Below are 12708 nucleotides of genomic sequence, written 5' to 3'. Positions count from 1 at the left end.
AAGCCTTGCCATGGTGGGAAGGTCAAGCGGCGTTCAAACGCATGGGGACAAAGGCAATGCCCCTGGTCTCTACGCGCGGCCCGGTCGCCACAAACCCGAACCGCTCGTACACCGGCTGGGCATACGGAGTCGAGTTGACCGTGAAGTAGCCAGGGTTCGCCTCGCCCACCGCCGCACGGGCGTGGTCCCATAACTGGCGGCTCAAGCCCCGGCGCTGGAATGACGCGTCCACAAACAGGTGGTAGAGGTGGCTGGCATCACGCACCGCCACCACACCAGCCAGAATGCCGTCTTGCTCTGCCTTGAAGTAGGCGAAGCGCGGGTCGGTGAGGTAGCGGGTAACAGAGTCTGTGGAAATCGTCTTAAGAAAATCCTCTGCACCAGCACCATCGGGCTGCAGCGTGAAGAAGCGGGCCACGCTGCCAATGAGGCGGCTGACGGCAGCAGCATCTTGTGCTGTGGCTACTGAAATTTTCACGTCTGCACTCCTCTAAAGTTTGGTGGGCGTGGTGTGAGCCATCCACCCCTCCACCTCCAGCGGCCGCAACCCAAACCGCACTGCATTCCCCGCATGCAGCGCTTTTAGCTCGACCAACACCAGGGCCTTAAAACCTGCCTGGTCAGCCTGGGTCACTTGCACCGGTAGCCGCCTGTGCACCGCCTCTTCCGTTGCAGGCTCCAGCGCGCGCACCATGGCGGCCACTACGTCGCTCAGCTCCCGCCGGTAGCGCATGCGAAACATGTTCGGCTTGCCCATGTTTTGCTGCACCGCCACGTATTGCTGGCAAGAGCGTCCATACGCCCACACAAACACATCGCGCAGCAGCTCCACCTGATTGAGTTCGTATACGCCCAACATCGCGTCCACATAGGCCTGCTGGGGCATGTCAATGAACGACAACGGGCACAGGTTGTGCCGGATGAACGGGATGTTGGCCGCCAGGCGCGAAACGCGCTTGTTCACATCTTCGAAGGGCTGCAAGTAGGGCAAGTGCACCATCAGAAAGAAGGCTTGCTCGAACGGGTCTGTAATCTCGGCAGCCATCTCCAGCACGAAACCAAAAATGTCTTGTATGCCTTGCGGTGAGGCCAAGGGCAAATACACACTTCCCCCAATGCCGACCGCTCGCTGCCGCAGGCGACCTACCGCCATAGCGTCGGCCATCAAACCATTGGACAAAAAGGCGTGCAGCGCGATCACGGTGTCGGGCGTCAGGCTGGCGCGCTCGGGGTCGTGCACCAGGTATTCGATGGCCTCCTTGTGGTTGAGGATCATCTGGGTTTCCACTGCGTCTTTGCCCTCGGCCACCTGGCCCTGGGCGATCAGGCGCTCGGTGTCCAGACGGCTGTAGGTGTTGCCCTCCAGACGTGACGAAGCCCAGGACAAATCGATCAACAAGCGGTTCAGGATGTCGCGCGCAAAGGTACCTGCCGGGGTCTGCGCGGCGGGTGACTGGCCCAGGGTGTGCAGCTGGGCGCGCAGCTCTGGCGGCAGGTAAGCGGTGACGTTGGGAACATAGGCCTCCAGAAACGCCTGTTGGTAGCCCACGGGTTTGCGCAGGTGGCGCGGCTGGCGCACATAGGCCTTGATGGCTTCGCCCTCAGGAGAGGTCGGCACGTAGGCGTCGGTGGGGTAGTCGGCGCCGGGTTCGCGCGCAAGCATGGGGGCAACGGGCTGAGGCACTGCCGGTGCGCTGGTAGTCGCCAGCACATACCGGGCGCCTCGCCCTTTGCCCTGCAACACCACGCCTTGCGCCTGTGCCAGGGTGGCCATGCGCCGCTGCAGGGTACGTCTGGGTACCGAGGGGAACGCGGCGCACAAGGCGTCCATGCCCAAGCCCGCAGGGTTTTGGGCGATCAAACGAAGCACGTCGGATTCCAGCGTGGCGTGATTTGGCGTATTCATGGCGCATTTATTCCTAATTGCGCCATTATTGCGCCGCACCCGATGGCGCGCAAGCCAAACCCAACGCGCTTGACCCTCCCACCATGACAAGGTTCACAATTCCTGCATTCACTGAAAACAAGGAGTTGCCATGAATCAAACCTTTACCGTCACCGGCATGACCTGCGGCCACTGCGAGAAGGCCGTCACCCGCGCCATCCAGGATGTGGACGCCCAGGCCCAGGTGAAGATCGACCGCAGCCAAAACAAGGTGGACGTCGAATCCACCCAACCGCGCGAAACCCTGGCCAAGGCGATTGCCGAAGAAGGTTATGCCGTCGCAGCCTAAGCCTGCCGGAATGTCCAGCCAGCCGGTCAACATTGGCGAGGCGGCGCGCCAAAGCGGCGTGTCCGCCAAGATGCTGCGGCATTACGAGTCGCTGGGCCTGCTAGGCACAGTCACGCGCACGGACAGCGGCTACCGGCTGTACAGCGCAGCCGATGTGCACACCCTGCGCTTTATCAAACGCTGCCGCGACCTGGGCTTTTCCATGGCCGAGATCGGCGAGCTGGTGGGCTTGTGGCAAAACAAGCGCCGCGCCAGCGCCAACGTCAAGAAGATCGCCCAGAAGCACATGGACGAGCTGAGCGAGCGCATAGCCGCGATGCAAGCCATGCAGCGCACCCTCTCCACCCTGCTGCACTGCTGCCACGGCGACGACCGGCCAGACTGTCCCATCTTGGATGACTTGGCGGGGAGCGCCCAAAACGCTACGTAATTGATAGCTGCTTGCGCATAGTCCACGGGCGCTAGAGGCCATTTTTACGCCACAATGCGACCCATGGCCCTGAAACCGCGCATCCTCATTGTTGAAGACGAATCCGGCATTGCCGACACCCTGCAGTACGTGCTGTCCACCGACGGCTTTGCGCCCGTGTGGGCCAGCACGGCGGAAGACGCCATTGCGCAGTTCAGCGCCGAGCTGCCCGCACTGGCCGTGCTGGACGTGGGCCTACCCGACCTGAACGGATTTGAGCTCTTCCGCCGCCTGCAGGCCCTGCCCGGTGGCAACCAGGTGCCCATGCTGTTTCTGACTGCCCGCAGCGACGAGATCGACCGCGTGGTGGGGCTGGAGCTGGGCGCCGACGACTATATCGCCAAGCCCTTTTCGCCCCGCGAGCTGGTGGCCCGCGTGCGCACCATCCTGCGCCGCAGTGCGCGGCCCGTGGCCACTGCAACGCCCGCTGTGGCTACGCCAACCAACACCCCAGCCATCTGGGCGCTGGACGAAGAGCGCCGCCAAATCCGCTTCTACGGCAAGCTGCTGGAGCTGTCCCGCTACGAATACGGCGTGCTGCGCCTGCTAGTGCAAAAGCCCGGCCGTGTGTTCACGCGCGACGAGCTGCTGCTGCAGGTCTGGGGTGGCGACAACGACAGCTTTGACCGCACGGTGGACGCCCACATCAAAACCCTGCGCGCCAAACTTAAGCTCGTCGCCCCCGGCTTTGAGCCCATCCGCACCCTGCGCGGCAGCGGCTACGCGCTGAGCGAAGAACTGCCGGCCACGCCTTGAGCAAGAGAAGCCGCATCTTCTTCGGGCTGCTGCTGATCTATGCGATCGGCATGGCCGCCGTGCTCTACCGCGTGGTCAGCGACCTGGACCCGCGCTACCGCGAGTCTGCAGAGGAGTCGCTGGTAGAAACCTCCCAGCTGCTGGCCACGCTGATCGAACAAGACGTGCGCGACGGCGCCATAGACACCGCGCGCTTGGACAGCCTGTTCAAAGCCGCCTACGTCCGCGAGTTCAGCGCCCAGATCTTCAGCGTCAACAAAACCAAGGTGGAGCTGCGCGCTTACGTCACCGACCGCAACGGCACGGTGCTGTTTGACTCCACCGGCCAGTCGCAAGGCAAAGATTTCTCGCAGTGGCGCGACGTGCAGCTCACCCTCAAGGGCGAATACGGCGCCCGCACCACGCTGGACATTCCGGGCGACCCCAACTCCGCTGTCATGTACATGGCTGCCCCCGTGCGCTGGACCAGCAATGCGCAAGGCGAGGGCAGCGGCGAGATCATTGGCGCCGTCACCGTGGGCAAGCCGGTGCAAACCTTTGGCCAGTTTGTAGCCGCCGCGCGCAGCCGCACGCTGTATGCAGGGCTCATCTCGGTGCTGGCCGTGCTGGTGCTGGCCGTCATGGTCTCCATGTGGCTGGTGCGCCCCTTTGGCCTGATTGCCGACTACGCGCGCTACATCAAGGCGCAGAAAGGTTTCCACCCCGGCCGCCTGCTGCGCCGCGCCTGGGACCTGATGCGCGCCGCCTACGACGAAATGCGCGATGCGCTGGCCGGGCGCAACTATGTGGCCGACTATGTGCAAACGCTCACGCACGAAGTGAAGAGCCCGCTGTCCGCTATCCGCGGCGCGGCCGAGCTGCTACAGGAGCCCATGGAAGAAGCCCAACGCCAGCGCTTCCTCACCAACATCCAGCGCGAAACCCAACGCATCCAGGAAATGGTGGACCGCATGATGGAGCTCACCGCGCTGGAAACCCGCCGCGTGCTGGACACCGTACAACCCGTCGCACTGCTCCCACTGCTGGACGAACTGGCCCACGCCTCCCACGGCGTGGCCACCCAACGCGGCTGCCGCATCACCGTGGCTGCCAGCGAAGACGTGACTGTGGAGGCCGACCCCTTCCTGCTGCGCCGCGCCGTCAGCAACCTGCTGGACAACGCGCTGGACTTTTCCCCCGAAGGCGGCCACATCGAACTCGGCCTGCAGGTGCAAGGTCGCTGGGCCCAGATCACCGTGCGCGACCAGGGCCCCGGCATCCCCGGCTACGCGCAGGACAAGGTGTTTGAGAAGTTCTACTCACTCGCCCGCCCGCATACCAAGAAGAAGAGCACCGGGTTGGGGCTGAGCTTTGTGAAAGAGATTGCTTCGTTGCACCGGGGGCGTATTGAACTGGACAATCGGCCGGAGATGGAAAGTGCGGGAGCGTGTGCGACGCTATGGTTGCCACGCAGATCGGACTGATCTTCAACGACCGCGGGGAGGTGACAAGAACATGCAAAAACGAAATCTATGGCAATCGCTTGCGCTGGCCGCATCAGCGCTGCTATTTGGCCTTTCTTTGTTTCAGCCAGTGTGGAAATGCGCCAATGGTGGTGTTCCGTTTGACGGACTTACCGTACTAGTCATCGGCTTTATGGGTTTGCTGGCTTTCACACCCACTTGGTTCTGCAACGGGCTACTGGTGCTTGCAGTGGTTTCGTTCATTAAAAACCGTCGCGTTGGCGGCGCTTGGATTCCATATACCGCGGCGGCCATTGCTGCGACAGCACTCTTTTGGCCACGTCTGTGTGGCGCTGCGGGCGGCTCATTGGGAGAGGGTACAGGTCTCGACAATGGGGCTGTTTTGTGGGTTATTTCAATATGCTTTGCCGCCTTGTCCATGCATTACGCGCCAAGCAAAGTAGTTGACGAGGTAGATAACTTTCAACCCACTCGACCAATGCACTCACAACAGCCCCCAACGCAGGAATGAATCGCTGCGCAAGCCCGGGATAAATCTCTTCACCCCGTTTTCACACAGACTTCACACAAGCCCCTAGCCGCTTCAAACTGACTTCTCCCCTCGGCGGGATGCTCTCTTCACCGTGCAATACCGCACGCCGAATGGAGAAGCCCCATGGCACTTGTTGCTACCCACCCGGCCCCCAACGCCGCCGACACCGAGCCTCCCGCGCGCCTATCACGCTGGCTCTGGCTCGCCACCACCACGCTGTCTGCCGCCTGCTTTGTAGCGCTGGCCATCAGCCCGCCGGCCCACGCGCAAGACCGCGATGCCGCACCTCGCGAGAAGACCGAGAGCCCCTACTTCTTCGTCAAAAGCGACAACCCTGGCGTGGACCAGTTGCCGCTCAAGTCCACCCAAGTGAATGTGAAGGTCAGCGGCGTGATTGCCGACGTGACCGTGGTGCAAACCTACAAGAACGAAGGCCAGCGCGCCATCGAGGCCAAGTACGTGTTCCCCGGCTCCACGCGCGCCGCGGTGCACGGCATGAACGTGCGTCTGGCGGACCGCCTGATCACCGCCAAGATCCGCGAGAAGCAGCAGGCCAAGATCGAATACGACGCGGCCAAGCAAGAGGGTAAAACCGCCGCGCTGCTGGAGCAGCACCTGCCCAATGTGTTCCAGATGAACGTGGCCAACATCATGCCCGGCGACGACGTGAAAGTGGAGCTCCGCTACACCGAACTGCTGCTGCCCACGGATGGCAATTACCAGTTCGTCTTCCCCACCGTGGTGGGCCCGCGCTACAACAGCCCGCAGAGCAGCCAGGCCAACGCCACCTGGGTGACCCAGCCCATCCTGCCCCAAGGCCAGAACACGCCCACCAGCGCAGCCACACCAGCATTTGATATCCACGTAACGCTGAACACGCCCATTGGCGTGAAAGAGGTGCGCTCCAGCTCGCACACCATCAGCAGCTACACCGAGCAGGGCGGCGCCACCGTGGTGGGCCTGAACCCCACGGCCGAGCCGACCAACAACCGCGACTTCATCCTGAACTACCGCCTGGCGGGCGACAAGATCGAGACGGGCGTGATGCTCTACAAGGGCCAGGACGAGAACTTCTTCCTGGCCATGGTGGAGCCGCCCAAGGCACCGGCCGCAACGGCCATCACGCCGCGCGAGTACATCTTTGTGGTGGACATTTCGGGCTCCATGCACGGTTTTCCGCTGGACACGGCCAAGGGCGTGTTGCGCGAGCTGATTGGTGGCCTGCGCCCCAGCGACACCTTCAACGTGCTGCTGTTTTCGGGCAGCAACAGCTTCTTGAACCCCACGTCAGTACCTGCCACCAAGGCCAACATTGACCAGGCCATCCGCACCATCGACCAACAAGGTGGCGGAGGCAGCACCGAGCTGATCCCCGCGCTCAAACGCGTCTATGCGCAGCCCAAGAACGCCGACACCTCGCGCACCGTGGTGGTGGTGACCGACGGTTATGTGACCGTGGAGCGCGAAGCCTTTGAGCTGGTGCGCAACAACCTCTCCAACGCCAACGTGTTTTCGTTCGGCATCGGCTCCAGCGTGAACCGCCACCTTATGGAAGGCCTGGCCCGTGCGGGCATGGGCGAACCCTTCATCATCACCAAACCTGCCGAGGCTGCCGAACAAGCTGCCCGCTTCCGCAAAATGATCGACTCCCCCGTGCTCACCAACGTGAAGGTGCGTTTTGAAGGCCTGGACGTGTACGACGTGGAACCCCGCCAACTGCCCGACCTGCTGGCCCAGCGCCCGCTGATCGTGTTCGGCAAATGGAAGGGTGAGGCCAAGGGCAAGCTGGTGGTGGAAGGCAACACCGCCAACGGCCCGCTGCAAAACAGCCTGCCCATCACCGCCGCCAACACCGACACCGCCGCCCTGCGCCACCTGTGGGCCCGCCACCGCATTGCCGCACTCAGCGACCAGGAAGCCCTGGAAGGCGGAAGCGCCGCCAAAGACGCCATTACCGACCTGGGCCTGAAATACAGCCTGCTGACCCAGTACACCAGCTTCCTGGCCGTGGACCAGGTGGTACGCAACAAGGCGCCTGCGGATAGCACCAGCGTGAACCAGCCCTCGCCCCTGCCACAGGGTGTGGAGAACTCGGCCCTGGGTGCAGAAGTGCCCAGCACGCCCGAACCTGCCACCTGGGGTGCGATCTTGGTGACGCTGTCGGTGCTGGCCATGCTGGCGCACCGCCGCCGCCGCGCACAAACTCGTGCGCATCACTACACGAGCTGAACGTGAACCGTCTCTTGCACATGCCCCGCTTCGTGCGCTTTGGCATCGCGCTGGACACCGCGCCCGAATGGCGCTGGCTGGCGCTGCTGGCCCTGGCGCTGTGGCCCACCTGGTGGTGGATGGGCCAACGCATGGAGGACGGCTCGGACGACCCGCTGGGGCTACTGGCCCTGGCGGCCCTGGGTGGACTGCTGTGGCAGCACCGCAGGCACTTGCGCGCCGCACCACGCCTGGGCTTTCAGACCGCCGCACTAGCGGGTGCGGTGCTCACCACGGCCTTGCACCAGCAGCTGCCGGACTTGGTGGTGGCGCTCATCGGCCTGCTGTCGGTGGCTGCAGGGCTCATTGCCTTTTTGCCTGCCCGCGTAGCCACGGCACCGGTGCTGGGTCTGTCCGTGCTCTCATTGCCGCTACTGGCCTCTCTGCAGTTTTATGCGGGCTTTCCGCTGCGTGTGGTCACGGCGGAGGCCAGCCGCTGCTTGCTGTCCATCGCCCACACCGTGGAGCGCACGGGCAGCAGTCTGGTGGTGAACGGCCAGCTCATCATCGTGGACGCGCCTTGCTCGGGTGTGCAGATGGCGTGGCTGGGCTACTTCACGGCCTGCGTGGTGGCACTGGCCACCAGCCAGAGCAACAAGACCTTTTTGCTGCGCCTGCCTGTGGTGGGTGTGCTGGTGTTGCTGGGCAACGTGTTGCGCAACACGGTGCTGGTGGTGCTGCAGGCCTCGGGCACCGCTGTGCCTGACTGGGGCCATGAGGGCGTGGGCCTGGTGGTGTTGGCCACGGTGTGCGGTGGCATTGCCTGGGCCATGGGCCGCACAGGCACATTGGAGCGTGCGACATCATGAGCTTTCTGGAAAACCGGTTTCTGAACCGCGTGTTGCACAAGACGCTGTGGACACTTGTGCTGCCGCTGTGCGCGCTGTGGGGCATTGCCCAGGCACTCTCGGGGCAGGTTGCCATGCGCGACCCCGACACACCTCATGTGGAGTTGCCCACCGAATGGCAAGGCGCACCGCTGCGCCCTTTGGCACTCAGCGAGGTGGAGCTGCGCTTTGCGCGCCACTTTCCCGGCACGCTGGCGCGCCTGACTGATGGCCGCCAAGTGCTGGTGCTGCGCACCGTAACCCAGCCCACGCGCATGCTGCACCCCGCCACCGACTGCTACCGCGGCCTGGGCTACCGCATCCGCAACGAGCAGCTGGAAGAACACACCAACAAAACCCGCTGGCGCTGCTTTATTGCCGACCGCGGTGGCCGCGCGGTGCGCGTATGCGAACGCATTGAAGACGCGCACGGGCAAGGCTTTACCGATACGTCCGCCTGGTACTGGGCGTCTGCCGCAGGCCAGTCCACCGGCCCGTGGAAGGCCATCACCGTGGCCACTCCGCTGTAACCCTCTGGTGATTTTGCAAGGATGATGTTGTGCGCAAACTGCTGTGGGCTACGGCCCGGGTTCTCGTTATCGCTGCGGTGCTGGCCATGTTGGGCCTGAGTGCCTTGTTGTTTACGGCGCGGGCCATCGTGCGCCCGGCGCCGGGCGACTGGGCCACCACGCTGCGCGTGGGCCCGCTGAAGATGGACGTGGGTGTGGCTGCATTGGTGCAATGGGGCAGCACCCCGTGGATTGCAAGGCAGCTGCACGGCCACACCCTGCCCACACGCCTGGGCCAAGTGCGGCTGGCGTGGGACGAGGCCAGCCAGCAACTCAGCCTGCACTGCCAGCCCTGCACGCTACGCAGCAGCAGCTGGGGCGGTGAACCGATCCGCCTGCAAGACGCGCGCATGACCGTGCGCCGCAACGCCACCGAGCTGCGCGGCACGCTGCAGAGTGGCGCGATATCAGCCACCTGGCATGGCACGCTGCTACCTGCCGGCATCACGCTGCACATTGATGTGCCCAGTACCCCGGTGGCCGATGGCTACGCGCTGTTCGCCAGCGCCATCCCCGAGGTCGCCACTGCGCAGATCGACGGCACGTTTGCGCTGAAGGCCACACTGGAGCTGCCCAGCAAAACGCTCACCGTGCAACCGCGTCTGGACGGGATGACCGTGCAAGGTTTGGGCACCGAGGCGTGGGCGCAAGCCCAAAGCCAGTGCAGCCGCGGCCTGCCCGCCGTCATGGTGCGAGCCCATGTGCGTAACGACAGCCTGCTGGCTCGCGCCGTGCTGGCCGCCGAAGACCAACGCTTTTATGAACACACAGGATACGACTTGGCCGAGATGACGCAGGCCCTGCACAGCAACCAAGCCGAGGACGCCACGCTAAGGGGAGCGAGCACGCTCTCGCAGCAAGTGGCCAAGCTGCTGGTCACGGGTGGCGAACGCTCCCCCGTGCGCAAACTGCGCGAACTGCTTTATGCAGTGGAGATGGAACAGACATTGGGCAAGGCCCGCATCCTGCAGCTCTACCTGAACCACGCACCCTGGGGCGCCACCGTGTGTGGCGCGCAAGCCGCGGCCCACACCTACTTTGGCAAACGGGCCGACCAGCTCACCGCTGCCGAAGCCGTCTGGCTGGCCGCCATGCTGCATAACCCCGCCTTAGAAGCCCAGCGCTGGAAGGCGCGCGGCAGCATCAACCTCGAACGCGCGCAATGGGTAGCGGCTGGCTTGCGGCCGCTACACCGGGCTGAGCGCGCCCGGCTGCTGAACGAGCTCACCGCGATGGGGCCAGTGAATTCCGGTATCAGCGGCTCTACAACACTATCAAAATAGTAGCTACTCGCGCATATTCCATAAGCGCTGGTGGCCGATATGATGCATAACCATGCACACCGACCTGCTCACCCTGTATCCCACCCTGGAAACGCTGGGCCCGGCGCTGACCGCGCTGCAAGCCCAAGCTGTATCGGTGCCGGCCGGTACACAGCTGTTTGCGCAGGGCGCGCCGTGCCAGGGCTTTCCGCTGGTGCTGGCGGGGGAGGTGCGGGTGGCCTGCCATGCGGAGGATGGGCGCAGTCTGGAGCTGTACCGGGTGCGGCCCGGTGAGCTGTGCCTGGTCAGCAGTGCCAGCCTGTTTCGCGGGCTGCCACTGGGTGCGCAGGGGGTGAGCACCCAGGCCTGCACACTCTTGATGATTCCGCCCACGCTGTTTGAAGAGTGGCTGGGCGTACCTGCGTTTCGCAACCTGGTGCTGGGCCTGTTTGCCGAACGCATGGCCGAGCTAACCAGCCTGGTGGATGCGGTGGCCTTCCAGAAGCTGGACCAGCGGCTGGCGGCGGCGCTGCTGGGGCGGGGACAGGATTTGCACCTCTCGCACCAGACCCTGGCCGACGAGCTGGGCACGGTACGCGAGATGGTGACGCGCTTGCTGCGTCGTTTTGAGCGGGAGGGCTGGTTGACCTTGGGGCGAGAACATATCCACATCCTCAACAGCCAAGCGCTGCGTGCTGTGGCGGGTGGGCAAGCATCTACCGCGTCCCACACCACTGGGTGACTTAAGTCACAGACAAAGGCGTACCGCAGGCGTCCAATCACTCCATAGCAACCAAGGAGTGATTCCATGAAAGCAAATGTCGGCGGTATTGACCGCATCATCCGTATCGGCGCTGGCGCCGTTCTCGTCGGCCTGGCAGCCACCGGCACCGTGGGCTGGTGGGGTTGGCTGGGCGCCGTGCCCCTGGCCACCGGCCTGATGGGTTGGTGCCCACCATATGCGATCTTCGGCTTCAGCACCTGCAAGATGAAGAGCTGATCACTATCAAATAGATAGCTGCTCGCGCAATATCCATAAGCGCTAGCGGCCAATTTGACACCTAAAAGTCAGGCAAGCGCCTGCCTGCACCAAAGCCGCGCGCACCGGTTTGCGGCCTTGGTGTGCTGCACCGCACAAAACGGGTGCATTTTGTACACAAAGTGTCGAAAACATTGTGTACAAAGCTGGCACAGGCTTTGCGTAAGGGTTTGGCATGAACGCCACTACCCCCGTGCAGGCCGCGGCCATTGAGTTGGTTGGACTGAGCAAACGCTACGCCCAGGGCAAGCCTGCCGTGGACAACATCAACCTGCGCATTGCCAGCGGCAGCTACTGCTGCCTGCTGGGCCCCTCGGGCTGCGGCAAGAGCACCACGCTGCGCATGATTGCCGGGCACGAGTCCGCCACGGGCGGCGACATCCTGCTGGAAAACCGCAACATCACCGACCTGCCTGCCGCCGAGCGCGGCACGGCCATGATGTTCCAGAGCTTTGCGCTGTTCCCCCACCTGAGCGCGCTGGACAACGTGGCCTTCAGCCTGAAGATGAAAGGCGTGGACAAGCTGGCGCGCCATGCCAAGGCACAGGATCTGCTGGAGCGCGTGGCCATGGGCCACCTGGCCGACCGCAAGCCGGCTGAGCTGTCGGGTGGCCAGCAACAGCGTGTGGCGCTGGCGCGTGCCCTGATTACCCAGCCGCGTGTACTGCTGCTGGACGAACCGCTCTCCGCGCTGGACCCGTTTTTACGCATCCAGATGCGTGCCGAGCTGCGCCGCTGGCAAAAAGAGCTGGGGCTGACCTTCATCCACGTGACCCACAGCCAGGAAGAGGCCATGGCCTTGGCCGACACCATGGTGGTAATGAACCATGGCGTGATCGAGCAGGTGGGCAGCCCGCACGAGGTCTATAACAAGCCCGCCAGTGAGTTTGTGGCGCGCTTCATGGGCGGCCACAACGTGCTGGAAACCCCGGCCGGCAAGATTGGTGTGCGCACCGACCAGATGCAGGTCACCCCCGCCACCAGCGCCAACACCGATGCCCCGCACACCAAGCCTGCCGTCATCACCGATGTGGAGTACCAGGGCACCTATGTGCTGCTGGGCCTGCAAAACCCCGGCGTAGCCCACACCGCGCACACCACGGCCGAGATCTCGGTGATGGTGTCCGAAGCCACCTTTGCCCAGCGGCCCTACGCCGTGGGCGAGACCGTGCTGCTGAGCTGGGCGCCAGCCGCTGCACACCCGCTGGCGTCCTGAAGCGCACGCCGCGACGCACCCGAGTTCTCCCTGTCTTCGCAAGAAGTTTTTAACCCCCTCCCGACCCTCTCTA

General features: G+C 63.9%; 14 protein-coding genes. 12 read left to right on the top strand and 2 right to left on the bottom strand.

Annotation, left to right across the window (positions count from 1 at the left end; translation table 11 throughout):
* Window positions 1-22: 22 nt before the first annotated feature.
* Window positions 23-478, bottom strand: coding sequence for a GNAT family N-acetyltransferase (locus tag CHU94_RS02840; RefSeq protein ID WP_255033779.1), 456 nt, complete (start codon window positions 476-478; stop codon window positions 23-25).
* A 12-nt stretch (window positions 479-490) separates the two neighbouring features.
* A complete protein-coding gene (locus CHU94_RS02835) occupies window positions 491-1906 on the bottom strand; it encodes a Fic family protein (RefSeq protein WP_094476561.1) in 1416 nt (471 codons plus the stop codon).
* A 130-nt stretch (window positions 1907-2036) separates the two neighbouring features.
* On the opposite strand from CHU94_RS02835, the gene CHU94_RS02830 reads away from it, so the two are divergent.
* The 12 genes from CHU94_RS02830 to CHU94_RS02780 all read left to right on the top strand — a co-directional run bounded on the left by CHU94_RS02830 (window position 2037) and on the right by CHU94_RS02780 (window position 12635).
* The gene (locus CHU94_RS02830; RefSeq protein ID WP_094476559.1) at window positions 2037-2234 is read left to right on the top strand and encodes a heavy-metal-associated domain-containing protein; all 198 of its coding nucleotides are present in this window, start codon (window positions 2037-2039) and stop codon (window positions 2232-2234) included.
* 10 nt (window positions 2235-2244) lie between these two features.
* On the top strand, window positions 2245-2664 hold the full coding sequence (gene cueR, locus CHU94_RS02825) for a Cu(I)-responsive transcriptional regulator (RefSeq protein ID WP_094476557.1): 420 nt from the start codon (window positions 2245-2247) through the stop codon (window positions 2662-2664).
* 63 nt (window positions 2665-2727) lie between these two features.
* On the top strand, window positions 2728-3459 hold the full coding sequence (creB, locus tag CHU94_RS02820; protein WP_094476555.1) for a two-component system response regulator CreB: 732 nt from the start codon (window positions 2728-2730) through the stop codon (window positions 3457-3459).
* A complete protein-coding gene (gene creC / locus CHU94_RS02815) occupies window positions 3456-4922 on the top strand; it encodes a two-component system sensor histidine kinase CreC (protein WP_094476553.1) in 1467 nt (488 codons plus the stop codon). Before creB ends, creC begins: the two co-directional genes overlap by 4 nt.
* 31 nt (window positions 4923-4953) lie before the next feature.
* Entirely contained in the window at window positions 4954-5433 is a 480-nt protein-coding gene (locus CHU94_RS18975) for a hypothetical protein (protein ID WP_141211368.1), read from the top strand.
* 144 nt (window positions 5434-5577) lie between these two features.
* A complete protein-coding gene (locus CHU94_RS02810; RefSeq protein ID WP_094476551.1) occupies window positions 5578-7683 on the top strand; it encodes a VIT domain-containing protein in 2106 nt (701 codons plus the stop codon).
* Between the two features lie 2 nt (window positions 7684-7685).
* Window positions 7686-8531: an exosortase Q gene (gene xrtQ, locus CHU94_RS02805; RefSeq protein ID WP_255033777.1), complete on the top strand. Its 846-nt coding sequence runs from the start codon at window positions 7686-7688 to the stop codon at window positions 8529-8531.
* Complete coding sequence (locus CHU94_RS02800; RefSeq protein WP_094476547.1) at window positions 8528-9079, top strand: hypothetical protein; 552 nt, start codon at window positions 8528-8530, stop codon at window positions 9077-9079. Before xrtQ ends, CHU94_RS02800 begins: the two co-directional genes overlap by 4 nt.
* A gap of 29 nt (window positions 9080-9108) precedes the next feature.
* Window positions 9109-10401: a biosynthetic peptidoglycan transglycosylase gene (locus CHU94_RS02795; protein ID WP_094476545.1), complete on the top strand. Its 1293-nt coding sequence runs from the start codon at window positions 9109-9111 to the stop codon at window positions 10399-10401.
* Between the two features lie 52 nt (window positions 10402-10453).
* Window positions 10454-11122 carry a Crp/Fnr family transcriptional regulator gene (locus tag CHU94_RS02790; protein WP_176451905.1) on the top strand — a complete coding sequence of 223 codons (669 nt, stop codon included), beginning with the start codon at window positions 10454-10456 and terminating at the stop codon, window positions 11120-11122.
* Between the two features lie 66 nt (window positions 11123-11188).
* Complete coding sequence (locus tag CHU94_RS02785; protein ID WP_094476541.1) at window positions 11189-11380, top strand: DUF2892 domain-containing protein; 192 nt, start codon at window positions 11189-11191, stop codon at window positions 11378-11380.
* A 214-nt stretch (window positions 11381-11594) separates the two neighbouring features.
* A complete protein-coding gene (locus CHU94_RS02780; RefSeq protein ID WP_094476539.1) occupies window positions 11595-12635 on the top strand; it encodes an ABC transporter ATP-binding protein in 1041 nt (346 codons plus the stop codon).
* The last annotated feature ends 73 nt before the right edge of the window (window positions 12636-12708 follow it).

Origin of the sequence: Rhodoferax sp. TH121 (assembly GCF_002251855.1) — a bacterium.
Classification (GTDB): domain Bacteria; phylum Pseudomonadota; class Gammaproteobacteria; order Burkholderiales; family Burkholderiaceae_C; genus Allorhodoferax.
This window is presented reverse-complemented; position numbering and strand designations above follow the sequence as displayed.

Excerpts from the sequence above, each read along its gene's own strand:
- CHU94_RS02835 (WP_094476561.1), bottom strand. The coding sequence starts at position 1,906 with ATGAATACGCCAAATCACGCCACGCTGGAATCCGACGTGCTTCGTTTG.
- CHU94_RS02830 (WP_094476559.1), top strand. The coding sequence starts at position 2,037 with ATGAATCAAACCTTTACCGTCACCGGCATGACCTGCGGCCACTGCGAG.
- cueR (WP_094476557.1), top strand. The coding sequence starts at position 2,245 with ATGTCCAGCCAGCCGGTCAACATTGGCGAGGCGGCGCGCCAAAGCGGC.
- creB (WP_094476555.1), top strand. The coding sequence starts at position 2,728 with ATGGCCCTGAAACCGCGCATCCTCATTGTTGAAGACGAATCCGGCATT.
- CHU94_RS18975 (WP_141211368.1), top strand. The coding sequence starts at position 4,954 with ATGCAAAAACGAAATCTATGGCAATCGCTTGCGCTGGCCGCATCAGCG.
- CHU94_RS02810 (WP_094476551.1), top strand. The coding sequence starts at position 5,578 with ATGGCACTTGTTGCTACCCACCCGGCCCCCAACGCCGCCGACACCGAG.
- CHU94_RS02800 (WP_094476547.1), top strand. The coding sequence starts at position 8,528 with ATGAGCTTTCTGGAAAACCGGTTTCTGAACCGCGTGTTGCACAAGACG.
- CHU94_RS02790 (WP_176451905.1), top strand. The coding sequence starts at position 10,454 with ATGCACACCGACCTGCTCACCCTGTATCCCACCCTGGAAACGCTGGGC.
- CHU94_RS02785 (WP_094476541.1), top strand. The coding sequence starts at position 11,189 with ATGAAAGCAAATGTCGGCGGTATTGACCGCATCATCCGTATCGGCGCT.
- CHU94_RS02780 (WP_094476539.1), top strand. The coding sequence starts at position 11,595 with ATGAACGCCACTACCCCCGTGCAGGCCGCGGCCATTGAGTTGGTTGGA.